This window comes from Nostoc sp. DSM 114159 (genome assembly GCF_053470285.1).
Map to the genome: position 1 here is coordinate 7580441 of NZ_JBPFEH010000001.1, position 26175 is coordinate 7606615.

General features: G+C 41.7%; 19 protein-coding genes. 10 read left to right on the forward strand and 9 right to left on the reverse strand.

What is annotated here, in order from left to right; translation table 11 throughout:
- Positions 1–52: 52 nt before the first annotated feature.
- The 3 genes from ACR5KR_RS31930 to ACR5KR_RS31940 all read right to left on the reverse strand — a co-directional run bounded on the left by ACR5KR_RS31930 (position 53) and on the right by ACR5KR_RS31940 (position 7005).
- A complete protein-coding gene (locus ACR5KR_RS31930; protein ID WP_448269296.1) occupies positions 53–1597 on the reverse strand; it encodes an HlyD family efflux transporter periplasmic adaptor subunit in 1545 nt (514 codons plus the stop codon).
- Positions 1598–1752: 155 nt separating this feature from the next.
- A complete protein-coding gene (locus ACR5KR_RS31935) occupies positions 1753–4863 on the reverse strand; it encodes a peptidase domain-containing ABC transporter (protein ID WP_448269297.1) in 3111 nt (1036 codons plus the stop codon).
- 1953 nt (positions 4864–6816) lie between these two features.
- Positions 6817–7005 (reverse strand): hypothetical protein, encoded by a 189-nt coding sequence (locus tag ACR5KR_RS31940; protein ID WP_448269298.1) that lies wholly within the window; start codon positions 7003–7005, stop codon positions 6817–6819.
- A gap of 217 nt (positions 7006–7222) precedes the next feature.
- Here ACR5KR_RS31940 and ACR5KR_RS31945 point away from each other — a divergent pair, with 217 nt between their 5' ends.
- Positions 7223–8422: an acyl-CoA dehydrogenase family protein gene (locus ACR5KR_RS31945; protein ID WP_445629187.1), complete on the forward strand. Its 1200-nt coding sequence runs from the start codon at positions 7223–7225 to the stop codon at positions 8420–8422.
- 203 nt (positions 8423–8625) lie between these two features.
- Here ACR5KR_RS31945 and ACR5KR_RS31950 read toward each other — a convergent pair whose 3' ends face one another.
- The 6 genes from ACR5KR_RS31950 to ssuD all read right to left on the reverse strand — a co-directional run bounded on the left by ACR5KR_RS31950 (position 8626) and on the right by ssuD (position 14455).
- Positions 8626–9576: a D-2-hydroxyacid dehydrogenase gene (locus tag ACR5KR_RS31950; RefSeq protein WP_445629188.1), complete on the reverse strand. Its 951-nt coding sequence runs from the start codon at positions 9574–9576 to the stop codon at positions 8626–8628.
- 93 nt (positions 9577–9669) lie between these two features.
- Positions 9670–10617, reverse strand: a complete 948-nt coding sequence (locus tag ACR5KR_RS31955; RefSeq protein ID WP_445629189.1) for a D-2-hydroxyacid dehydrogenase — start codon at positions 10615–10617, stop codon at positions 9670–9672.
- Positions 10618–10737: 120 nt separating this feature from the next.
- Positions 10738–11241: a GNAT family N-acetyltransferase gene (locus ACR5KR_RS31960; RefSeq protein WP_445629190.1), complete on the reverse strand. Its 504-nt coding sequence runs from the start codon at positions 11239–11241 to the stop codon at positions 10738–10740.
- 249 nt (positions 11242–11490) lie between these two features.
- Positions 11491–12261 carry an ATP-binding cassette domain-containing protein gene (locus tag ACR5KR_RS31965; RefSeq protein ID WP_445629191.1) on the reverse strand — a complete coding sequence of 257 codons (771 nt, stop codon included), beginning with the start codon at positions 12259–12261 and terminating at the stop codon, positions 11491–11493.
- 116 nt (positions 12262–12377) lie between these two features.
- Positions 12378–13205: an aliphatic sulfonate ABC transporter permease SsuC gene (gene ssuC / locus ACR5KR_RS31970; RefSeq protein WP_445629192.1), complete on the reverse strand. Its 828-nt coding sequence runs from the start codon at positions 13203–13205 to the stop codon at positions 12378–12380.
- A 101-nt stretch (positions 13206–13306) separates the two neighbouring features.
- On the reverse strand, positions 13307–14455 hold the full coding sequence (gene ssuD, locus ACR5KR_RS31975) for an FMNH2-dependent alkanesulfonate monooxygenase (protein WP_445629193.1): 1149 nt from the start codon (positions 14453–14455) through the stop codon (positions 13307–13309).
- 327 nt (positions 14456–14782) lie between these two features.
- Between ssuD and ACR5KR_RS31980 the strand changes: the two genes are divergently transcribed.
- From ACR5KR_RS31980 to ACR5KR_RS32020, 9 genes are all read left to right on the forward strand, one after another.
- On the forward strand, positions 14783–14914 hold the full coding sequence (locus ACR5KR_RS31980) for a hypothetical protein (RefSeq protein ID WP_448269299.1): 132 nt from the start codon (positions 14783–14785) through the stop codon (positions 14912–14914).
- A 908-nt stretch (positions 14915–15822) separates the two neighbouring features.
- Positions 15823–17637: an iron uptake porin gene (locus tag ACR5KR_RS31985; RefSeq protein WP_448269300.1), complete on the forward strand. Its 1815-nt coding sequence runs from the start codon at positions 15823–15825 to the stop codon at positions 17635–17637.
- A gap of 510 nt (positions 17638–18147) precedes the next feature.
- A complete protein-coding gene (locus tag ACR5KR_RS31990; RefSeq protein WP_448269301.1) occupies positions 18148–19833 on the forward strand; it encodes an FAD-dependent oxidoreductase in 1686 nt (561 codons plus the stop codon).
- Complete coding sequence (locus ACR5KR_RS31995) at positions 19830–20159, forward strand: 4Fe-4S dicluster domain-containing protein (protein ID WP_104905538.1); 330 nt, start codon at positions 19830–19832, stop codon at positions 20157–20159. Before ACR5KR_RS31990 ends, ACR5KR_RS31995 begins: the two co-directional genes overlap by 4 nt.
- Before the next feature lie 19 nt (positions 20160–20178).
- Entirely contained in the window at positions 20179–21234 is a 1056-nt protein-coding gene (locus ACR5KR_RS32000) for an ABC transporter substrate-binding protein (protein WP_445629197.1), read from the forward strand.
- A gap of 56 nt (positions 21235–21290) precedes the next feature.
- Entirely contained in the window at positions 21291–21446 is a 156-nt protein-coding gene (locus tag ACR5KR_RS32005; RefSeq protein ID WP_445629198.1) for a hypothetical protein, read from the forward strand.
- Between the two features lie 57 nt (positions 21447–21503).
- Positions 21504–22985, forward strand: a complete 1482-nt coding sequence (locus tag ACR5KR_RS32010; RefSeq protein ID WP_448269302.1) for an amidohydrolase family protein — start codon at positions 21504–21506, stop codon at positions 22983–22985.
- Positions 22986–23242: 257 nt separating this feature from the next.
- Positions 23243–24724: an amidohydrolase family protein gene (locus ACR5KR_RS32015; protein ID WP_445629200.1), complete on the forward strand. Its 1482-nt coding sequence runs from the start codon at positions 23243–23245 to the stop codon at positions 24722–24724.
- Between the two features lie 211 nt (positions 24725–24935).
- Positions 24936–26171, forward strand: a complete 1236-nt coding sequence (locus tag ACR5KR_RS32020) for an acyl-CoA dehydrogenase family protein (RefSeq protein ID WP_448269303.1) — start codon at positions 24936–24938, stop codon at positions 26169–26171.
- Positions 26172–26175 lie beyond the last annotated feature (4 nt).

Below are 26175 nucleotides of genomic sequence, written 5' to 3' on the forward strand. Positions count from 1 at the left end.
ATTCCTCCAATCTCCCTTGTCCTATTTCCTGATTTGGGTGCGATATCTTTCACTACATCTCCAAACCGCCCTTTTTCAGTTTTTTAAACGGATCTAGAACAAAGTCAATAACTCGGCGTTGACGAATGATCACTTCAGCATTTGCTGTCTGTCCCGCACCTAATGGAATACGTTTGTTGCCATTTTGGACATACTGCTGGTCTAAGGTGATTTCTAATTCATAGGTTTCGATGTTGCCTTGGGGTGTTTGGCTAACTTTCGAGTCAGGCGAGATCCAAGTAACTTTCCCTGGTACAATGCCATACTCTTGGAAAGGATAGGCATCAAACTTAACTTTTACTGGCATTCCTACCTTCAAGAAACCGCTATCCTGATTAGGCATATTGGCTCTGAGTACGAAGTCTGTTGTTGCGGGTGCAATTTGGGCAATCCTTTGACCGACTTGTACCACCGCTCCTGGTTTAGTGGTGGGTAATTCAAAAATCACCCCATTAATCGGCGATCGCACCATGCGCTGCTGAATTTGTACTTTTATAGATGTAAGCTGACTTTTAGTCTGAGCGATTTCTGATTGCGTTGCTGTTATTTGTCCCTGTAAATCTTTTAGCTGCTCCTGATTTTTCATTACAGCTAGTTGTCCGGCTTGCGTGGTACTTTTATAACTACTTTGTTCTTCTTGCAGTCGGAGTTTTGCTTGTTTGATATCAGACTCCAACGTTTTGATGGTTACTTGATAATTATTTAGCTCTTGGGCTAAACGTAATTGAGCTTGTTTAATATCTGATTGAGACTTTTTATAAAGTCGTTTGCTTTCTTCCTCTTGTTTTTTTATTTCATCAACTTGGGTTGGAGAAACTGCGCCATCTTGAACGAGTGTGCTAAAGCGTTCAGTTTGCTTAGAATTTATACTCAAAAGTTTTTTAGCCGATTCTTGATCGTCGCGACTGCTGGAAATTTGCTGCTCTGCTTGTTTAACGGATGATTCTTTTTCTAACTTTTGGAGGTTATAGCTACTCAGTTTGGCATCCAGGTTTTGCTGTACCTGGTTAACTTGAGCCAATTTTTCTAATTCTTGGGATTTATTTTGTTGTTCTAAAAGATTCGTTGACATTAAGAGTTGATTTTTCAGCATTTCCAGTTGGGATTGCCGATTTTGTAGCCCTTGCAATTTGCTCTGGACTTGTTGCAGTTCTGTTTGTAGCAACTCAGAATCCAGTTTCAGTAAAACCTGACCGGCTTTAACCGTATCTCCTTCTTTGAAGTTAACTTCTTTAACACTTCCACCAGCTTGAGCGTCTATTTTTTGAGTTGCGCCTTTAGGTTCTATACGCCCTCTGGCGCTACCAGTTTCATCGACTTTTGAAAGAGTTGCCCAAGGCAAGAATAGACCAGCAAAGCCGATGAGCGTATATAACAAACCACGAGTCCAAATTCGAGGTAAGGCATCGAGTAGTTTTTCTGTACCGTAGTACAAATCTTGACTTTCATTTTCTGCCTCTGTTTGCTCGTCAAATACCAATTCCTCTTGCTGTTTGTAAGCTTGATATTGATCTTGCTCATCTGGGGGGAGTGGGGACGATCTGTTGGGATGTGGCATGGTTTTATTTCCAATAACAGTAGATGGGGAGTGCGGAAGAAATCAATTCAAAACTTGTACTGAGCTTGTCGTTGGCGTAGCCTCTTTGCTAGGAGAAGTATTCAAAATTGTTTACGCACAGTCTCGTCGAGAAGAAAAAGACTGCCCAATGCCCATCAACTAACTTGAGACATCTGTTGTTGATTCAGGTAGTAATAATGACCTTTTTTAGCGATTAATTCGTCGTGGGTACCGCTTTCTACCAAAATACCTTGATCTAAAACCAGGATTAAGTCCGCGTTGCGGACTGTAGAGAGGCGGTGGGCAATAATTACACTTGTGCGTCCTTTAAGAATTGTTTTGAGGTTGTTTTGAATAATTCGTTCTGATTCTGAGTCTAGGTGACTAGTGGCTTCATCAAACAGTAATAACCGGGGATTTCCGAGCAAAGCACGAGCAATAGCTAGGCGTTGTCGCTGTCCACCAGAAAGCATTCCGCCGCTTTCACCAATTTCGGATTCGTAACCCATCGGTAATTTTTGAATAAATTCATCGGCTCCAGCATATTTTGCTGCTTGGCTAATTTCTTCTGAAGAAGCATTTGGATTAGCGATCGCAATGTTTTCGCGAACAGTCCCACCAAAAAGAAAAGTATCTTGGTCTACAACGCCGATTTGGGAACGCAGCGATCGCATAGATACACTGGTGATATCGTGACCATCAATGAGTATTTTGCCATCTGTCGGTGGGTATAAACCTAAAATTAATTTACTGAGAGTTGTTTTTCCAGAACCACTGCGCCCTACGACTGCAACCATCTGTTCTGGTTGAATTTCAAAGTTGAGATTTTCTAATACATTAGTATCGCTTTCTGAGTGATAACGAAAAGTAACATTCTGAAAACAAATGTTACCGCGAAGTTTACCCAACGATTTACGGGGTTTAATTGCTAAGTCTTCTTCTGGTTCCGCCTCCAATACATCATTAATCCGTTCGGTAGAAATCACGATTTCCTGTAATTCATTCCACAGCAAAGCTAGCCTTTGGAAAGGACTCAAGACGTTACCCACCAACATATTGAAAGCAACTAGTTGTCCAATAGTTAGTTCGTTATTAATTACCTGGGTTGCTCCGTACCACAACAATGAAGTATTTACAAAGGTGTGGATGATACCACTGATAATTTGCAAGCGATTGTCAATTATTTGAGCATTAAAGTCTTTTTTGATTAAATCATTTAGCAGTTCCTCCCAACGCCAACGCACTGTCTGTTCAATTGCTAATGAGCGGACAGTACGAATTCCGCTCAGGGATTCTATGAGATAGCTTTGTTCTTTGGTAGCTGCATTAAAAATATCTCTGGAGATGCGGCGCAAAATACTTGTGCTGGCCAGCGCCAAGATAAAAAATGGCGGTACAGTACACAGCACGAATAATGCCATCCGCCAGCTATAGGAGAACATCAAAGCCAGATAAACCACTAATGTCAGCATATCCAAGACAATGGAGAGTGTCTGACCAGTAAGGAAGTGCTGAATTTTCTGGTTTTCTTGGATGCGCGAGATTATATCCCCAACGAAACGCGACTCGAAATAAGCAAGGGGCAAACGGAAGGTATGTTTGATGAAGCCTACGAGTAAGGCGATACTAATGCGGTTAGCAGTGTGAAATAACAGATATTGCCGTACACCGTTGACAGCAACACCAAACAACCCAAAAACAATCATTCCCAAACCAATGGCGTTTAAGGTTGGAACACTGCGTTGCACAAGTACTCTGTCGAGCAACAACTGGGTAAATACTGGCGTTACTAACCCAAATAATTGAATGACTATCGAAGCTATGAAAATTTCTAGTAATGTTCGATAGTGAGGTTTGACTAGCTCAAAAAATTTCCAGAAGCTTCTACTTTCGTCTTTAGCACTTTTTAGTAGAGCTGTCGGTTGTAGTAACAATGCATAACCAGTCCAACCTGCTTGAAATTCAGCTTTTGTCAAACTGCGTTGACCAAGAGCCGGGTCACATACAATCACCCGCTTAGGAGTGATTTCATAGACAACAATAAAGTGTTTACCTTCCCAGTGAGCAATTGCAGGTAAAGGCTGTTCTGCTAATTTATCAAGAGTAGCTTTCACTGGACGGGTGGCAAAACCCAGGTATTCTGCTGTTGCTGCCATCGCTTTTAGGGATGCACCGTTGCGAGTGACATTGGTCATATCCCGTAGGCGATTGATACTAAAATGTTTGCCCCAATAGTTACCAATCATCACCAAGCAAGCAGAGCCACAATCAGCTGCACTTTGTTGGGCATAGAAGGGATAGCTTTTGGTAATCCGCTTCCACCAATGCCCCATTTGTACTTTCGGACTGGGAAAGTAAAAACGTGATTTTTTTGTTGGCTGTTGTTGTGACGGCTTCTCTCTTTGGGGAAAAGGAATAATTTTAGATTTTGGAGATTGGGAAGTTTTTTCTCTAGTACCTAATCTTCTGCGACGCACTGAGCCGGTCGTTGTGTCTTCAGTCTCTAATTCCGTTTCGCTGACACTCATACCAAAAGCCCACTCCCCCAACTCCGGGAAGTATTCTAGTGCTGTTTGCATTTGGTCGTTTTTCAGAATGTAAGCAATCGTTGGTTGCGTTGTTTGCCAATCTCCTTGTTTTGGTTGAGCAAAGATTGTACCTGGTGTCAAAGAATCGCCTTCAGAATGCCGCAGTTGACCTTTGTATAATAACCACAACTGTGAATCTTCAGATATTTGTGGATTTAGTGAGCCAGTGTCTAACTGATGTCGCTCAAACAAAGATAAGGCTTTGAGCATTCCTGAAACTTGTGATGTATGGCGTGGGAATTGCGATACTTGGCGACATAACAACAACAAATCCCAAAGTTCTGCACGCGCAAATAGGCGATCGCGAATGTTAGGATACTTGTCTATCAACCTTTGCAATGCTTCTTGCCTGAAATAGCCAAGTTTTAGGCTTGTCGAAGCTCTAACTACATAAGGACTAAAGTTAGCTTCGGGAAACAAGGTCAATTCACCAAAAACAGACCATGCACCAAAGGTAGTAATTAAATTCTCAGAGCTATCTAATAGTCGGACTTTACCTGTAAGAATAATATATATACCAGGATTCGCCTGTGCAGATTCCCAGAATTGCTTTGCTGATGGTGGCTCCACAATTTCCATTTCTGCCAAGAAGTTCTCTAATTCTTTTTCTGAGAGTTTTGTATCCAAAGTGTACAAAATTCTTTCACCCACATTTTGCTCAGAAAGCACTGGTGGCATTTTTTCATCTCCAAAAAAAAATTTACTTATCAGTCGGAATCCAATTCAAAACTTCATTAAAAATATTATTTAATCCCGTATTTTCACCGAGGAAACTCTCAGCTTTATTAAAGTAGAGTTGAGAAAGAAACAGTATGCTAGTAAAGCATCTATCTTTTACATACAAGGTATTTTTATTGAGCAGGCAATCTACAAGTTGTTGCAGCGAGTTATTGATGTGGCAATAACTAGTGTAAAGGCTAGGATATCGAGCTAGAGCTTTGTTTAACGACATTTAGCTTCAAAAGCAACTAACTGCATTGACAGCCTCCGCACAAATATGGATTGCTCATTTTTGCAATCAGCAGTGGTTGTCAGCGCTCGTTAACAGGAATTATTTTCGCAATCTAATTTGCTGTATGTAGCAATAGCTATGCAAAGTATTTCATTCCTCAATCACAAACTGAAGTTTTTTCTAGTTCAGGACAATGTTATGGCTGAAAGTTATTTCATGCTCTTGAACAACACCTGAATCGGAAGAATTTTTAAAAGAATGTTTTCAGACATTCCTAACTTTTTAACAGCCTTGTCTTGACTTAAATGGTGTGACATAATTGTAGTTAGAAATTGCATTGAGTCCTAAATTATGTGAAAACGTAATTCATTAGCAGTTGTGTGAACAAAGCCTGACAGCAAAAAAACCACAACTACAAATCTGACTAACGTTGTAGTGTTAATCAGAAATTTAGACAATGTGCAATTAGCTCCCAGCATATTCCCTAGTACTTTGGCGAGTCTAGGGGATAGTCTCCGGGATAGCTTTATCCCGATCGTGCAACCTGCAACAAAAGAAGATTTTGAGTAGGCTACAGGAAACAGAAGACGATAAAACTATAAAGCTATAAAAGCACATCGTAATTTTGTTTAAGTAGTATTTTACCAATTAAGCAAAATTACACTTAAACAAATATTACTTAAGTTTGCTTGGAGATTCCAGAATGGATCTTTTTCCAGCACTGCTTAGTATCTTTTAGGGAGCATCTAGCAAGCTATTTAACGTTTGTATTATACCTCCTATAGTGTAACAAATGCAAGTAACCAAAAGAGACTTGCGAACATCATCATATTTACATACAAACATGATATTTACATAATTAGCTTACACTCTTTCTGTTCTTAAATTTAGATATTTTAGTAGTTTCTTAATGTAAATTTTCTGACAAGTCACCTAATAGATGATATTTAACAAAAAAAATATATTTAACAACCATTTATACATTAAATCTTTAAATAGCGAGGTGGCATAACATGATGCTAGCCATAACGGCGACTATTGTTTGCTTAAAGATAATATTTAAGTTGTTTAAATTAGCTGTGAGGTAAAACACATTAATGTTGTGATCGGGCGCACACACTAGTTAACTAAGGCAATCTTAGCATTTTTTCCATCAAAGGGATAGCAGCAATACATATTACAGCTTGATAGAAGTTGAGAAATAACCATCATGTTTAAATGAGCCTATAGTTCAAAAAATGACAATAAATCGCAAATTTGTCTTTTAAAACCTAAGATTGCGATTCGATCGAGTCAAGTAATAATAAATGGATAAATTCAATGGTGGTTATAGAGCCAGTGCCCTGACAAAGTGTAACACCATCGATTTGGTAAAATATAGATAAATCATCCATAGCGGTTCTTAATCAGATCGGGTACATCCTCAAAGTTAAAAAAAAATATATCCAGTCCAGTTATACCTCAGTTGCAGAGGAACCGCTATAAAAGCAACCAATATCACTTTAGTTGCGATCGCCAATCCTGTTGCTGTATATTTATCCATTGGAAAATCTACTTGATGAGAAAATTATCCCTGTGCGATCTAGGGATCTTTATATTACTCTCAACAGAGAATATTTAAATGCTTGTTTCTCCGTGCTTGGTTCCAAACGCAAAGATTTATTTAAATGGTGATTAGCTTAAAAGACCATAGGACTTACGCACAAGTTACGAAATAACGAACCGCAGAGGCACAGAAAACATTGAAAAATCAGAGTTTGAGAGATATTTTCCGTAAGTCCTAAACCGCTAGGGAATTCAGTTTCTAAGTTGTGGCGCGATCGCTGAATTTTCCGCTTGGCTTGCTCTATGAAAGGAGTTTGTGTCATACTTACATAAACTACTAATTACTAAATCTCGGTCGATTTTAAGTAGTATTTTCGAGGCATTGGGAAGCATTAGAAGTAATACAGTTAGGGCAATGAGGATTGGGGGTGAGGGAAGACTGGCGTCGTGCGAAAAATTGATATTCCTACAAACTTGAGATGCTTCCATATTGAAAAACATCTCTGATTTAGTAGTACAGTGAATTACGAAGGAGTACTTATGTCACAGTTGGAGCAAGCAGTGCCAAACACCTTTGTAGCCCAAGGTCTAGAAACTCTCCCCAATATTTTCGATCGAGTTGAGGCTCTGGCCAAAGATTTTGCCACCCGCGCAGGGGCACACGATAGAGATGCTTCCTTTCCCTTCGAGAATTTTACAGCTTTGCATGAGGCAGGATTACTCAACCTCACCATTCCACGTGAATTCGGTGGTCAGGATTTGGGTTTGGCAACTATCTGTCGGGTGATTGAAGGGATAGCACGTGGCGATGCTTCGACCGCATTAGTACTGACAATGCACTATCTTCAACATGCTCATGCAGCCCATAGCCGTCGCTGGCATCCAGAAGTGTATAAGCGGCTGTGTCGTGAATCAATCGAAGGCATTGCCCTGCTGAATGCTGCCCGTGTTGAACCAGAGCTAGGAACGCCAGCCAGAGGCGGATTGCCAGCGACAATTGCCGAACGAACAACAGAAGGCTGGCGTTTAACAGGACATAAGCAATACACCACAGGCAGTCCTATCCTCAGCTATTTTGTTGTTTGGGCACGGACAACTGAAGATGAACCACAAGTTGGGAATTTTCTGGTTCCGCGCGATCTGCCAGGTTTGCGAATTGTCGAAACCTGGGATCACTTGGGAATGAGAGCTACGGGCAGCCATGACCTCATTTTAGAGAATGTATTAATTCCCTCAGAGTATGCTCTAAATATCAACCCAATATCTGCTGCGCCATCTTTCGATCCGCTAATTTCCACTTGGGGCAGTTTGACAGTGAGTGCTTTATATCTCGGTGTTGCTAGTAGTGCGCGAGACTGGCTTGTTAAATATCTTTGGGAGCGATCGCCTTCTAATCTCCAAGAGCCACTGGCAACTCTGCCACGCTTCCAAGCTGCCGTGGGTGAGATAGAAGCACTACTGTTTGCTAACAATAGATTGATTTATAGTTTGGCTCAAGATATTGACAACGGTAAGTATGAGCCTAACGTAGGATTACAGGCACAAGCTGTTAAATACCTCACCACAACTAACTCGATTCGTGCTGTAGAAATTGCCTTGGAACTAACTGGCAATCCTGGTTTATTAAAAAGAAATCCTTTAGAGCGTCACTACCGTGACGTTTTGTGCAGCCGTATACATACGCCGCAAAATGATGTTATTTGTCAATCTTTAGGAAAGTCGGTGCTGAAAGTTAAGTGATTGGGGAGCAGAGGAGCAGAGGAGCAGGTGGTCACTGAGCGACTTGCCTTGAGCGAAGTCGAAAGGAGCCGAAGTGGGAGTAGGGAGACAAGAGAGACAAGGGAGACAAGGAGGACAAAGAGGAATTATTCAACAAGTTTCTTCCTTGTCTACCCCCTCTTTCTTGCCTCCCTTGTCTCTTCTCCATACCCAATGCCCAATATTTAGTATCCTGCTTGTTTATCTACAACATTCCGCAAGGGCTGACCGTTTTGGTAGCGTTGAAGATTGTCGATAAATAGTTGTGCTATGCGCTCTCTGAGGCGTGGCGACAAGGCTGAACAATGGGGTGTGATAAAGGCATTCGGTAGCGACCATAAGGGACTTTCTGGCGGCAGAGGTTCGGTTGCAACAGTGTCTAATCCAGCACCCGCAATCCAGCCCTCACGTAGTGCGGTAAGTAATGCGGCTTCATCTACGATCGCACCACGAGCAATGTTAATTAGGTAAGCAGACTGACGCATAGAGCGCAATGCAGCTTCATCGATCGAGCCTTTAGTTTCTGGGGTTAATGGTGTCGCAATAACTACATAGTCTGCGGCTGGGAGGAGCGATCGCCACTCATCAGCGCCTACAACTTTATCAAAATTCGGTAGGGGTTCGGGATGGCGGCGACTACCCCAAACTGTGACTCCAAAGGCTTTAGCACGGGATGCGATCGCTTGACCGATATTTCCTGTGCCGAGAATTAATAAAGTCGCGTCTGCTAACTCTTCGAGAAACACTCCTCTTACCCAAGTGTGTTCATTCTGCAAAGTTTGCAATTTCCGCAGATTCTTGGCGTGATAGAGCATAAATGCCAGTACAAATTCCGAAATTGGAATTGCATGAACTCCTGCGCCATTGGTGAGGATGATGTCCTTTTGCAAAAAAGTTGGCGTGAGAATGTGATTCACGCCAGCACTCGGTGACTGTTGCCAACGCAGCGCGGGTGCTGCTGTCAATACTTTGTCAAGAGTAGAGGTTTTCAGGTAAAATCCATTGACATAAATCTCTGCATCACTGGCATCACCATCGAGATTACCTTCACTATCCACCTCTACTACATCGATATTAGATGGTAGGTGTGGCTCTATATCTGCAATCAGATGATCGGGTAAAATTAATTTCACCATTAGCTACTCCCTAATTCAATATTGGATTTGGATTTTGGATTGTGCAACCAATCGGCAGCACCTCTGCATTTTTAATTTTTAATTTTTAATTGTTTAGTATCCTGCTTCTTTATCTACTACATTTCTTAATGGCTGACCAGCTTGGTAACGCTTTAGATTGTCGATAAATAGCGCTATTGAACGCTGTTTACTCTTGGGTGAATGACCGGAAGTATGAGGGGTGATAAAGATGTTAGGAAGTGACCACAAAGGACTTTCTGGTGGTAACGGTTCTGAGTTAACTGTGTCTAATGCTGCACCTGCAATCCAACCTTCTGTGAGCGCTTTTATTAATGCTGATTCATCGACTACGCCGCCGCGAGCAATATTAATTAGGTAGGCATGATTTGGGAGCGACCGCAATACAGATTCATCAATCAATTCTTTGGTTTCGGGAGTTAGAGGTGTTGCAATAACTACATAATCCACCTCTGGCAGGAGCGATCGCCATTCATCAGCACCTACTACTTTATCAAAATTTGCTAGTTCCTGGGGATGACGGCGACTGCCAATAATTCTTAAGCCGAAGGGTTTAGCACGGGCGGCGATTTCTTGACCAATACCACCAGCGCCAATAATTAGCAAGGTTGCATCTGTTAATTCTTGGATAGCAAAGCCTCTTTTCCAGTGACGTTCAGCCTGTAGAGCATATAATTCTGGCAGGTGCTTGGCATGAGCCAGTATGTAAGTAATGACAAATTCTGCGATCGGAATTCCATGTACTCCAGCCCCATTAGTGAGGATAATATCTCTTTGCAAATAAGTTGGTGTCAGGATGTGATTCACCCCTGCATTTGGTGCGTGATGCCAACGCAATGCTGGTGCTGATTCTAGTATTTTATGCAGTATAGGACTTCTCGATAAAAACCAACTGAAATAAACTTCAGCATCGCTAGCATCCCCATCTAGATTTCCTTCAACATCTACTCGTACAATCTGTGTATTGGGTGGTAGATGTGGCTCAATGTCAGCAACCAAATCGAGCGGCAAAATGAGCTTCATTGTAGATTACCTCTTCTTTATTTACAAGGCTATATCTGGAAATTGCCTATGCTTGACAAAAAACCGAGTATCATTTTTTAGGATAAATTATAATGAGATTTATTAATATCTCAAAGCTGATTATTTAATTTGCAAACACATAAATTCTATATCAAAATATTTGTTATTATATTTATACGCTCTTATCTCGGTTCCATATACTTGAAAGCCCAGCGATAAATAAAGTGGTTTGGCTAAAAAATTGCTTTTAACAATATCAAGTAATAATATTTCTACTTCGTTAATAGCTTTCGCTCTTTCAATTAATTTATTCAATAATAGTTTACCTATACCTTTCCTTCGATATTCTTGTTTAACATACATGCTACTAATATGTGCTTTATGCCGGAGTTTTATTCTGGATTCTTGGTTAAATGCGACTATTCCAATTAAATGTTTATCCTCAAAACATCCCAAAATGAAATTGTTGTTATCTACTGGAATTCTATCCCGAAATTGTTCTATCGTCTTAATTACTTCTTCTTGATATGTTGTGCCAAATGAATCTGGATTTTGCTCTAAAGCTTCTAATCTGATCTGTCTATAATCTTCTGCATCATCCTTTGTTAATTTTTTGACGATCATTAAATTAAATATCAATAATAAATATTTGTGTATTATTGATTTTCAATAAAGCGATATAGATTATATTTTAGTTTATCTAGCTCGTAAATATAGAAAAAATTACCCAGACCAGCACACAGGAGAGTTGGGAGGTATTTTGAGTGTTCATAAATAATTTTTTATTGCTATAGGTAAGTTTTAATCTCGAAGTAGCCTATTTACCGCAGCTACCTCAAGTTGAATATTGATTGACTACTAAAAGCTTAAATTTCAACTACTCAGCTGTAATAACTGGTTGTTTACTTGAGTATTTTCATTGCTCATTACTCGTTCTAAAACAGCTTCTCTGATATTGATAAACACTTCGCTACTTCGATCTCGCGGGCGTGAAAGTTTTACAGGTAAATCCATAGAAATCTTTCCTTGATCGATCACTATCACTCGGTCTGCCAACGCCACAGCCTCTTCCACATCGTGAGTAACCAAAAACGCAGTAAATCTTCGCTCTTGCCACAAGTTTTCAATCAAATGCTGCATTTCTTGGCGAGTTAGAGCATCCAATGCTCCCAAAGGTTCATCTAGTAACAACAAACGGGGCTGACTGGCTAACGCTCTGGCCAATGATACCCGTTGCCGTTGTCCACCAGACAAAACATAAGGCCACTCATCAGCTCTATCTTTGAGTCCGACTTTATTGAGTACCCACAAAGCTTTTTCACGCCAATTCCCTTCTAAGCCCAATCCTACGTTCTGAATAACGCGCTTCCACGGCAGCAAGCGGGGATCTTGAAACATCACTGTTACAGAGCGGCTGAGTCTATGTAGTGGTTCTCCATCAAGTAGTATTCCACCTGAAGTTGCTCTATCTAATCCTGACACAAGACGCAATAAGGTACTCTTACCACAACCACTTCGTCCGACAATAGCGACAAACTCACCTGCTTCAACTTCTAAATTCAGCGAGTTTAAAACAGTTTTCTTGCCAAAAGATTTCGTCAAATCCAAAATACTTAGTTGTGTACCCTGTACATTTGAACTCACTTGCAAAACCTCCTTTTGAGAACAATTGGAATTTAATTATTTGATGAAATGTTGAAGAAAGGAAATTACATTTAAAATCAAGATTTTTCAATCTGTGATTTTGGTGAATTTAGCATTTATGACTTTTGATAACTGGGGTTCCAAGACAAGAATTTTCTTTCTAAACCTCTTGCAACAGCATCTGCTAATTTCCCTAGTAGTGCATAGATTACAATACTCAAAACCACAACATCGGTTTGCATAAATTCACGGGCATTCATTGCCATATAACCAAGACCGGAATCTGCTGCGATCGTTTCTGCTACAATTAGTGTCAGCCACATAATCCCCAACGAAAAACGAACACCAACGAGAATCGAAGACAAAGCTCCTGGAAAAATAATTTGCCACAGAAGTTGTGGTGTTTTTAATCCATAGACTTTTCCCATTTCAATCAGTCCAGGGTCAACACTACGGATACCATGAAATGTATTGAGATATATTGGAAAAAATACCCCCATAGATACTAGAAATAATCTAGCTTGATCGCCAATACCAAACCAGAGAATCACTAGCGGAATTAATGCCAAATTAGGGATAGTCCGGAGCATTTGTAAGGAACTATCCAATAACTTTTCTGCGGTACGGGAAAAGCCATTGAGCAATCCTAAACTGAACCCAATACTGCCACCAACTATAAAACCAGATATCGCCCGCCCAGCACTAATTCCTATATGTTGGAACAGTTCTCCAGTTGAGCCAAGTTTAATTGCTGTAGCGATTACACCACTAGGGGCTGGTAAAATCCTGGTTGAAAGTAAGCCAGTTCTAGAAGCAAGTTCCCAAAGAATTAATATGGTAACAGGCACAATCCAAGGAACTATTTTCTCAACTTGCGGGTTGTCTAACACCTCGCTCAGGGATATCTTGTTTTTGCTTTTGGTGCTTTTAAAGGTAATAGTCATGGAATTTGGGATTTTAGATTGTTCCAAAGGATGAATCTAGAAGCATCACCAACGTAATTTGTAATTTGCTCTTTAATTACGAATTACGAATTACAAATTAGTCATGAAGCACTTGTGAGTTGTTTCGCAAATTGTTCATTGGCGAAATCGTCGCCAACAGAACTCAAGACTGGTGGTGTTAAAGGTGCAGGTTCACTTTGCAAAGGTAGACGGGGAAATAATAATTCAGCGGTGCGATACGCTTCTTCTAAATGGGGATATCCAGAGAAAACGAATGTTTCTATTCCCAAATTGCGATATTCCAGCATCCTAGCGGCAACGGTGTCAGGATCTCCGACTAAGGCCGTACCAGCACCACCCCGCACCAATCCAATTCCTGTCCAGAGGTTGGGGCTAATTTCTAAGGCTTCTCGACTACCACTATGTAGTTGACTCATGCGCCGCTGTCCTTCAGAATCAGATTGAGCTAAGTCTTTCTGAGCTTTAGCGATCGCATCCTCATCCACATACTTAATTAGCTCATTGGCTGCATCCCAAGCAGCTGACTCGGTTTCTCGCACAATTACATGCAAGCGAATCCCAAAACGAACTGTTCTGCCTTGTTCAGCCGCCAATTTCTTAACTTCGGCAATCTTTTGGGCCACTTGTTGTGGAGGTTCGCCCCAAGTCAGGTAAACATCTATATGTTTAGCAGCAACCCGCTTGGCGGCAGCAGATGAGCCACCAAACCACAAAGGTGGATAGGGTTTTTGAACTGGTGGAAATAAGAGTTTACCACCTTTGATATCCAGGTAGTTTCCTTTAAAATCGACTGTTTCCCCACTGACGATACCCCGCCAAACTCTGAGAAATTCATCGGTTAAATCATAGCGATCGTCATGACTAAGATGCAAGCCATCCCCAGCCAGCTGCACCGGATCTCCACCTGTCACTACATTAATTAACAATCTTCCTTTAGAAATTCGGTCAAATGTTGCTGCCATCCGTGCAGCAGCACCTGGGGAAGTAATTCCTGGACGAATTGCCACCAGAAACTTCATCTGCTTGGTGACAGATATAAAAGCGGCGGCGGTTATCCAAGCGTCCTCACAAGAACTCCCTGTAGGTAACAATGCGCCTGTGTAGCCTAAACTATCCACAGCTTGGGCAATTTGCTGCAAATAATCAGGTGTGGCAACACGAGAGCCAATATCTGTGCCTAAATAGCGTCCGTCATGAGATCCAGTAGGAATAAACCAGAGAATTTGCATTTGTGTCAGACAGGGTACAAGGGTTTTCCTACGATAGATCGATCGAATTACCGTAGTTTATAGTCAGCATTTTACAGGAAATTATTTAAAACACCAGTGATAGATTAACGATTCATAAAGAATAACTGCCCACAAGATTGACGTTTTTACGCACAATTCCAATAATCATGACACTTTTTTTGCAACAATAGCTGTCGTGAAGAATACAAGTTTTGTGTCAATTACCCACATTTATTGCGACTTGAAAGTGTTCATTTCTGGTTTCATCGACAGAAATCTTGCTAATTTGCACTTCCTAAGTCTGTGTTTGGATAAAGGTTACGAGCTTTGCGTTCTTGGGTTGGCTTTCAGCAAACAGCAATTCGGTTCGAGCGCAATTCCCGCTTTACTGCGGAAGTTAAATACACTTTTAGCAAATCCTTAGCCCTTGCTATCAATGGTCTATACGCCACGGCGTAAATAGAGCAACCATTTCAAATCCCTAAAAAGCTTATTCCCTGACACTTTGGACTTTTGACTTCCGCCTTGCCGTAGTAGTGTCCTTTTCAATAGTGCCACTGTAGTTATAGGACTAGTATTTAATTGCGTGAAAAAACTTAGCACAACTTCAAGAGGCTTCTTTCCTGCTCCCTGTTCTCCGTTCCTAGCGCTGCACTGAGCCGGTCGAAGGGTTACCTCCCTACACAAATAATTTTAGAAATCAAACCGGATTCCTATATCAACTTACTTAGGCTTAGTAAAGTGGCGGCCATCTTCATGGCTAAGAATTTTGATATATTTTCGCCTGATGAAAAAGTACTAGGTCTTGCATTGTACCAAGCTCTATGCAAAGATAATGCTACGAATGTACGGTAAGTCGATAGAACTATCGTACTTAGCTAACGATTGATGCTGTCAAAATATAGCTGATTAGAAAATAGTGTTTTCAATTAATGTTAATTGGCAAATAATCGAATCTAGATCAAGCTTGAGTCAATGTCAATAGCCATTGATGAACTTTATACAGCATAACTCAAAAAAAGGATTTTAGGATGTATTAGAAGGATCATTTCATATAGCGTGTGGTTGAGTTTCCCTTAAAAGTAGAGAAGTTCTTGCTAAGGCAGTCATTGTCTGATTCTAGATGTTTTTAGGATTATTTGAAACGTCAGAATTCTTAGTTTGCTGTGAATTTTGGATTGGACATTTAACTACTTAGTACTGGTTTCGATACTTATCAGAACTTTGCACTTTTTTTAACGGCTAAAGCCTGGATGAATCTATGTTCTAATCGTTTTGTAAAAACATTAGAGCAATGATTTGTCTTGTCTTTTATGTCAAATTAAGGGCGAATTTATTCATCTTTAAGGTTGAGGAGTTAAAGAGTCATGTCGAAATTTCGCTGGAATTATAGATCCATAGTGTTGCTGCTTTCGGTGCTAGATATTATAGCTATACTGGTTTTTCATCCAGCTAAAAGTCAGGCGGAATTACCTAAATCTGATGTATCTACTATTGAAGTAGAAAATAACAAAGCTCCAGAAGCAGTTGTCAATCAAACAGTAGACACTTCAATTGCACCAGTCACTCGTAAAAAAGCTCCAAACGAGCTTCAAGATCGAGTGACACCTGTCTCACAATTGTTGCAAGTTGCACCGCCAACTAAGCAAAAAGCTCCAAATAATGCAGCAGGGCAAGTTACATCTGTCTCGCAACTATCAGATATTAAGCCGACAGATTGGGCATTTCAAGCATTACAGTCTCTAGTTGAGCGCTACGGTGTAATTGCAGGATATACAGATGGTACATTTAAAGGCGATCGCTCCCTAACGCGCTATGAATTTGCTGCTGGGTTGAATGCAGCTTTAGATCGCCTCAATGAACTAATAGCGACTTCAACGACAGATTTAGTCAAACGGGAAGACTTGGATACCATCAAAAAACTACAAGAACAATTTTCTCCAGAACTCGCTCAACTTCGGGGACGCGTAGATAGCCTGGAAGCACGAAATGCGAAGTTAGAATCAACTCAGTTTACAACCACAACCAAACTTATAGGTCGAGCTCAGATTGTTGCTGGCGAACTTCTGGCGGGTAATAATGTCGTCACTAAGAGACCAGCACCTAACAATCTCACACTTCAAGGCTCAACGACTTTACGGTTAAACACCAGTTTTAATGGTAAAGATTCACTAGGTATAACAATAGGAGGTGGAAATATTGAATCACTTGGACAAACAAGAGCTGGATTATTGGGAACTTATGAGGGGAGAACTGCTGATAATTCCAGTATTACTTTTGCACGCAACACTCTTATTCTCAGTGGTGTTCGCTATCGGTTTTTACCTTTTCCAAATACCCAAGTCAACATTTATCCTTTGTCTGATGGAGCTAGTGAGATAGGTCTTTCTGGTCCGGTTAACCCATATTTTGAATCGTCTTCTGCGACTGGTGCTAATGGGATTTCGCGATTTTCACGGCGGTCTTTGGTCTATAACTATGGAGATAGCGGCCCTGGAATTGCCATACTCCAGGGATTAGGCAAACAGGTTCAATTCGGGATAGCGTATAGCGCACCAAACGGCGGTAATCCCACACTTAATAACGGTTTATTTACAGGCAGATATTTAGCTTTAGCACAGTTAATATACTACTCCGGTAATCGGAATTTTCGGGTAGCGGCAACTTACGTTAATACCTATAGCCCACCAAATACCATAGGTTTTAGCGGCACAAATTTCGGCCCAGCAGTCGGGAGTAACCTGGTAAACAGCACCGTGCCTGGAGTAGCAACTCTAGGCAACCTTTATGGCTTACAGGCGTTCTATCAAATTAATTCCAAGTTGGCAATCAATGGGTGGGTAAGTTATGGGGTACACACCTATTTGGGGCGCGGAAATGCTGAAGCTATGGATTGGGCGGTAGGACTGGCATTCCCGGATCTTTTTAGTGAAGGTGCTTTAGGGGGTATTTTAGTTGGTATGGAGCCAAAACTCATCAGTCTTAGTAATAATATAAATTTGGGAAAAGGTCTAGGACAAGCGGACAGAGATACTTCTCTGCACGTTGAGGCATTCTACCAATATAAAATCGGAGATAATATTGAGGTTACGCCAGGTTTGATCTGGATTACTGCACCTGATTCGGATGCCAGCAATCCTGATAGTTTATTTGCTTGGGTTCGTACTGTCTTTAGGTTTTAACCGAATGGCACTCCCCGGACTGAATAAAAACAGGACTTACATTCGTTTAATCAAAAGTCCGGGGATTCTTGAGTCTTAAGAGAGCGAATGTTAGTGCCGCAAGACAAAGACAATTCAATTTCGCGTCTTTTCTATCTAGATAAAACCGTTTAAAAAAATTTATTAAACTATGGCAAACTTATCGAATTTAAGTATTTTATGAACTTAAATTCGACCACTACACAAAAGACGTTATAAAGCAAGTTCTTGAGAAAGATAACTCCGTTGATTTTACATAAATTTACGTTTGAAGTTGTTTGGTAAAATACTTGCTTTTTGTCGAAAACTGTGAAAGACTTTATTATGTCCAAACTACGGTTTATCGATCAAGATAATGTATTAAGCAATATCAGAGCTAGTAAGAACCTGTATTAAGCGATCGCGATTTCTAGATTTTTAAATATTTATTTTGCAGCATGGATGGGGTGAAGACTCGAAGCTTAAGAGTTTATTGATGGAGGGAAATGGTAGATGCTAAAGACGTTAACAAACGATTTTGAACTCGACTTAGAAGCAGATGTACTTGTGATTGGAGGCGGGCCAGCTGGAACTTGGGCGGCATGGAGTGCTGCATCAAGTGGAGCTAAAGTTGTCCTGGTGGATAAAGGGTATTGCGGCACAACTGGATGCGCTGCTGCATCTGGGAATGGTGTGTGGTACGTGCCACCCGATCCCGAAGCAAGAGAAACAGCAAAAGCGAGCCGGGAATCGTTAGGTGGGTTTTTATCCGATCGCAACTGGATGGATCGGGTACTGAATCAGACTTATGAAAACGTCAATCAGTTAGCAGAGTGGGGTTATCCCTTCCCTACCGATGATGAAGGCAAACCCTACCGGCGATCGCTGCAAGGGCCGGAGTATATGCGGCTGATGCGGCGGCAAATTCAACGCGCCAGAGTAAAGATTTTAGACAACAGCCCCGCCTTAGAATTACTGGTTGATGACGATGGTGCTGTTGCTGGTGCAACAGGTGTAAACCGTCAAACTGGTGAGAAATGGATAGTGCGATCGCAGTCCACAATTATCGCCACAGGTGGCTGTGCATTCTTGAGTAAAGCGTTAGGATGCAACGTCCTGACGGGGGATGGTTATCTGATGGCGGCAGAAGCAGGAGCCGAGATGTCGGGTATGGAATTTTCTAATGCTTATGGCATCTCTCCCGCCTTTTCTTCAGTTACCAAAACCCTGTTTTATAATTGGGCAACTTTCACCTACGAAGACGGTAGTGTAATTCCAGGGGCAAGTTCTCATAGACGTTCAGTAATAGCCCAGACATTACTGCAACAGCCAGTTTACGCCATCATAGACAAAGCGGCGGAATCGATGCGGCCATCTATGCGTTTAGCACAGCCCAACTTCTTTTTACCCTTTGACCGTGCAGGTATCGATCCCTTTACCCAACGTTTCCCTGTGACTCTGCGCCTAGAGGGAACTGTGCGCGGTACGGGAGGAATTCGGATTGTAGATGAGAGTTGTGCCAGTTCTGTACGGGGACTCTATGCGGCTGGAGATGCCGCTACGCGCGAACTGATTTGTGGCGGATTTACTGGCGGTGGTAGTCATAACGCGGCTTGGGCAATATCTTCTGGCTATTGGTCGGGGAAATCGGCTGCTGAATATAGCCGCAGTTTGGGAGAACATAAAACTCAACGACAAGTTAAGGGAGTTGGAGAAGTAGGATTACAAAGTGGGAGCGTAGCTTGCCGCCGAAGGCATCGCTCCTTAGCAACTGATGAAATTATTCAAGCAGTCCAAGCTGAAGTATTCCCTTACGAAAAGAACTATTTCCGTACAGAACAAGGCTTAACCGAGTCTTTGAGTAAGCTAAATCATCTTTGGCAAGAACTTCGCAGTAGCCAGGTAACATCAGATAAAGAGCTAATCCGGGCGCGAGAAGCTACGGCAATGGTAGCTACAGCGCGGTGGATGTACAGCAGTGCCATTGAACGGAAAGAAACTCGTGGGATGCACAAACATCAAGATTATCCCGAACTTGATGCTAACCAGCAACATCACCTGATTAGTGGCGGATTAGATCGAGTTTGGGTGAAAACTCAGCCACTACTCAATACAGAACATATTTCCCAATCTAAAATCGTTCGACTGAGCGAAGTCGAAGTCCAAAATCCAAAATCTAAAATAGGGGTGGCAGTGTGATTGAGTTGGTCAGCGAGTCGCGGTGCATAGAATGTAATATCTGCGTGAATATTTGTCCAACTAACGTGTTTGACAGAGTACCGAATGCGCCGCCAACCATTGCCCGACAGAGTGACTGCCAAACCTGTTATATGTGCGAATTGTACTGTCCAGTTGATGCTCTTTATGTCGCACCAGAAAGTGATGTAACGACTTCAGTCAATGAGGCAGAATTGGCAGAAGTTGGGCTACTGGGTAGTTATCGGGAAAACATCGGTTGGGGACATAAACGTACTTCAACAGCAAAAGCCGATCAAACATTCCAAATTTTGAAGCAGATGAAATAGTGCGGCGGAGAAAATAGTCATGCTGTCGTTAACATTAGGAACAAGTTCTATCAGTAAAAATAAATTTTCTTCAAAATTATCAACTTCAGTGGCTTGTTTCCTACTGCTACTAACTACAGCGTGTAGCCAAGGCGAAACTAAATCTGCTCAATCTATTGAGGCTGTTAATGTCAATAATGCTGTTGCATCTAATAACATTTCTACCCTACGAATAGGTTATGTAGGTAATTCAGAACCTACAGGATCGCTGGGTTGGGCAAAGAAAAAAGGAATATTAGAACGGGAGTTGAAAAAAGCGGGATTTAAAAATATTACTTTTGCAAGGTTTCCTAACGGGCCGAATCTAAATGAGGCGCTTGTCGCTGGACAATTAGATGTTGGTTCTTTAGGGGATACACCAGCGATAGTTTTGAAAGCTAGGGGTCAGGAAACGCGACTGTTAAGGATTAGCCAATTTAATACAACTGCCTGGTTAGTAGCGAAAAAGAATGGCCCGCGATCGCTTGCTGAACTGAAAGGTCAAAAAATAGCTACCCAAAAAGGCTCTTATATGCATAGATACCTACTGGGTCTATTAGCTGAAGCTAAAATTGCCAAAGATGTAAAAATTGTCCATTTGATGACTACTGAGGCAAAAGCAGCTTTGGAACGTGGTGATGTAGCAGCTTATGCAACTTCCAGCGATCTTGGGCCTTTTCTGAAATCGCAAGGGTTTCCAGTGATTGATTCTTCGGCAAATCATCAGGGTTTGTCAGGAACATCATTAGTTGTGGCGACCGAAAGCTTTCTAGCAAAACAGCCTGATTTCCCACAGAAATTTAATGCAATTCTGACAGAAGCAGCCAAAGATTTAAAAGCTAATTCTGAAGAATATTATCAGTATCACGCTCAAACTACTAAATATCCCATTAACATCATTAAAGTATCATTCCCACTCAAACAGGTATCAGAAGAACCATTACCAGCCGAGGGTGTGAAACTTTTAGAGGGAACAAAGAAATTTTTAGTATCGCAGGGTTTAGCAAAGTCAGACTTTAAATTAACAGATTGGGTTGCTAAAGAACAGCCTCGTTAATTTTATCTGTTTTAGCTTTTTACACAATAATACTCCTCAGTTTTGAGGGAAGTCTTATGACTATTGCTGTTGCAGCTAATATATACAAGTTTGTGGAGAAGGACATAATTAGCTTTGCTGATTATCGAGATTTTATCTTTACTAATCTCGCCACATTATATGTAAAGAAAAATCCCAACTTCTTCAAAAAAATGCTGGTAAGAAGAAAGTAGATAACCTTCTTAATCAGTACTATCTACCCAATCCAATTGAAAAATCAGGTAGAACCTATGACTATTGCATTAGAACGTCCCAAAAAAACTAGATCCGCTCAAATTCGGGAAAAACTGGGTTATCCGATTATTGACACTGATGTGCATACCCAAGAGTTTCCCCCAGCATTCTTGGACTATTTAGAGCAAGTTGCTGGAACTGCGATCGCAGAACGTTTTCAAGAACACTTACCCGGTGCATCTCGCTCTAAATGGTTCAAGCAATCTTGGGATGAACGCCGCACTTACCGCACCGCCCGCCCTCCTTTCTGGACTCGTCCCACTAACGATCCCTTAAATTTAGCTACCGTTAGTTTGCCAAAGTTGCTGCACGAACGCTTACAAGAAGCTGGTACAGACTTTGCTGTTGTGTACCCCAACTTGGCAACGATGGCACCACACATCGGTCATGAGGAGATGCGGCGGGCTGTTTGTCGGGCAGCTAATACTTACCACGCTGATATTTTCCGTCCTTATAGCGATCGCTTAACACCAATTGCCGCTATCCCCATGCATACGCCGGAAGAGGCGATCGCAGAATTGGAATATGCGGTGAAAGTACTGGGACTCAAAGCAATTCAAATCCCCGGACATATCCGCCGTCCGATTCCCGCCTTCGAGAAGTATGGCGAAGAAGTAGCCAACGAAGCTATTTGGATTGATACCTTTGGCTTGGATAGTAAATATGATTACGATCCCTTCTGGGCGAAGTGCGTAGAACTAAAAGTTGTTCCTACCACCCACTCTTCCGGTATGGGCTGGATCAATCGACGTTCCATTAGCAATTACCAATACAACCATATTGGTCACTTTGCATCGGCTGGAGAAGCACTGTGTAAATCTCTGTTCTTTGGTGGTGTAACTCACCGCTTCCCCACACTCAAGTTTGCCTTTTTAGAAGGAGGTGCAGCTTGGGGTGCTAGTTTGTACACTGATTTAATTTGGCACTGGGATACTCGCAATAAAGACCATTTGGTGGAAAATAACAATCCCGCCAATATCGATCGCGAAGAACTGTTAGAACTATATACCCGTTACGGTGGCGAATTAGTACATGGTCGTTTGGATCAACTAGGTAGTGGTTTAGGTTTCCACGCTGATTTATTATCTCCCCTAGAACCAGGTGATTTGGATGAATTCGCCGTTGCAGGAGTTACCAAGCCAGAGGATATCCGCGATCGCTTCTTGAATCACTTTTACTTCGGGACAGAATCGGATGATACCCGTGTAGCTCAAGCTTTTAACCGGAAAGCTAATCCTTATGGCGATCGCGTCAAAGCCTTCTTAGGTTCCGATTCTGGTCATTGGGATGTACCTGATATTACTGCGATCGCTGCTAATACCTATTCAATGGTAGAACGCAAGATTATCAGCGAAGAAGATTTGCAATATTTCCTGTCAATTCATCCCTTGGAGTTGTACACCAGCCTGAATCGTGACTTCTTCAAAGGTACGGCTGTTGAGAAAACCGCAGATGAATTTTTGGCTAGCAAGGTTTAAAAATCATTGTTCGTAGTAAGCACTTTAGTGCTGAAGAAAGCGCTGAAGCGCTTACCTGAGTTTTCACGTCATGTGGAAAAGTCAACGGAAAACCTAACCCCCCAGCCCCCTTCCCTACAAGGGAAGGGGGAGAAATCAAAGCCTCTCTCCTTGTAGGGGAGAGGTTGGGAGAGGGGTTTTCCATATCCCGTGAAAAGTCAGAAGCGCTTACTACATACCCAAATACCAATCTTTTGAATAATTTAGGGTAAACTATCATGACGATCGCTCTAGACCGCCCACAAAAAACTAGGTCTGCTCAGATTCGGGAAAAACTTGGTTATCCAATCATTGACACTGATGTACATACCCAAGAATTTGAACCAGCAGTCTTGGATTATTTAGAACAAGTTGGTGGAACTGCACTTGTCGAACGTTTCCAAGAAAATTTACCAGGATCTTCCCGTTTTAAGTGGTACAAGCAAAGTTGGGAAGAACGTTTTGCTTATCGCACTAATCGCCCTAACTGGTGGGGTCGTCCGACCAAAAATACTTTGAATTTGGCTACTATTAGCTTGCCCAAGTTGCTGCACGAACGCTTGCAAGAAGCAGGTACAGACTTTGCCGTTGTGTATCCCAATTTGGCAACAATGGCCCCGAATATCGGCAACGAAGAAATGCGGCGGGCTGTTTGTCGGGCAATTAACACTTACCATGCTGATATTTTCCGCCCTTATAGCGATCGCTTAACACCCATCGCCGCCATTCCCCTGCACACTCCCGAAGAAGGAATTGAAGAGTTAGAATATGCGGTGAATGTTCTGGGACTCAAAGCAATTCAAATTCCCGGTTATGTTCGTCGTCCAATTCCTGCCTTTGAAAAATACGGCAAAGAAGTCGCTAACGAAGTAGTTTGGATTGATAACTTTGGCTTAGATAGCCAGTATGATTACGATCCATTCTGGGCTAAGTGCCAAGAATTGAAAGTTGTACCCACAACTCACGCTTCTAGCCAAGGTTGGACAACTCAGCGTTCTGTCACCAACGCCCAATATAATCACATCAATCACTTTGCCTTTGCAGCAGAAGCATTATGCAAATCGCTGTTCTTTGGTGGAGTTACTCGCCGCTTCCCACAATTAAAGTTCGCTTTCTTAGAAGGTGGTTCAGCTTGGGGTGCTAGTTTATATGCTGATATTATTTGGCACTGGGAAACCCGCAACAAACAACATCTGTTGTCAAATAACAATCCTGCGATTATCGACAAGGAAGCATTAGTAGAGTTGTATACTCGCTACGGTGGCGAACTAGTAGATGGACGCTTAGATAAAATTGGTGATGGTTTAGGATTCCACCATCAACTATTAGCGCCAGAAGATCCAGGGGAACTCGACGAATTTGAACTAGCGGGAATAGAGAAGCCAGAAGATGTGCGCGATCGCTTCTTGAATCATTTCTACTTCGGTACAGAATCAGATGATACCCGTGTAGCTCAAGCTTTTAATCGTGCCGCTAATCCCTTTGGCGATCGCGTTAAAGCCTTCTTGGGTTCAGATTCCGGCCACTGGGATGTACCTGATATCACCGCCGTTACTGCCAACGCTTACTCAATGGCAGAACGCGAAATCATTACCGAAGAAGACCTCCGCTACTTCCTCTCAATCCATCCCTTAGAGTTGTACACCAGTCTCAATCAAGACTTCTTTAAGGGTACAGGTGTTGAGAAAGCCGCCAACGAATATCTAGCGGCTAAAAAATAACTGTCATTAGTCATTAGTCATTAGTCATTAGTCATTTGCAAAAGACAAAGGACTAATGACAAAGGACAATTACAACGTTCCATGTTCCATTTCCTCTGTTCACTTGTAGCGTGGGCAAGGCCCACTCTACATTTCTCTAAATTCTGCATTGAGAAAGGATATTTTGTCTCACATTCATAGAGCAACGAATTAAAAACTGTTTGTAGTAATTGTGTTTGCCTTAATTACGAATTACGAATTACGAATTACAAAAGGTGATTTAATTATGGTGCTAGATATTACAAAACCAAAGGATTACATTGACCTAGCAACTTCTCTATCTAAGGAACTTGCTCAATCCGCAGTTGAACGGGATGCTAAAGCTGGAGTTCCAGAAGAGGAAATTAATAAACTGCGTGAAAGTGGTTTGTTGCCACTGATTGTACCCAAGCAATATGGTGGCATTGGTGCAACTTGGATTGATGCTTTAAAAATTGTCAGAAAACTGTCAAAAGCAGATGGTTCAATTGGTCAATTATATGGTAATCATCTCAATTTAACGGCTTTGGGTCACGTTTCCGGCACACCAGCCCAAAAGGAAAAATATTATAGAGAAACTGCTAAAAATAACTTATTTTGGGCAAATGCTATCAATACAAAAGATACTAGGCTGAAGATTAACCCAGAAGGCGAGAATTTTCGGGTTAATGGTGTTAAAAGCTTTGGTACAGGTATTTCTGTTGCAGATTATCGGGTATTCTCTGCTTTGGAAGATGGCGTAGAATTGCCTTTCATATTTATAATTCCCAAAGACAGGGAAGGGTTAGTTTCTAATCAAGATTGGGATAATATTGGGCAACGCCGCACTGATAGCAGTAGTTATACATTTAACAATGTCTTAGTAGAGAAAGATGAGATTTTGGGGCCGCCAAATCCCCATGATAGTGCCTTCTCAACTTTTCTTGGGATTATTGCCCAGCTAACAAAAACCAACGTTTATCTAGGAATTACTAAAGGAGCTTTTGCTGCTGCTCGTGAATATACTAAAACTACTACTCAACCGTGGATTACATCAGGAGTAGATAGTGCTACTCAAGACCCATATATTCTGCATCATTACGGAGACTTTTGGGTTGAAATTCAAGCTGTGATCGCTCTAGCTGACCAAGCCGCCGAGAAGGTGCAAGCAGCGTGGGATAAAGATGTAGAACTGACTCATCAAGAGAGAGGAGAAGTTGCGATCGCAGTTTCCGCAGCCAAGGCATTAGCGACTCGTGTAGGTATAGATATTACCAACCGCATCTTTGAAGTTACCGGAACTCGCGCCACAGCAACCAAATATGGATTTGACCGTTACTGGCGGGATTTACGAACCTTTACTCTACACGATCCTGTGGATTACAAATTGAAAGCGATCGGCGATTGGATACTCAACGATCGGCTACCCGTCGTTACCCAATATTCTTAAGTGT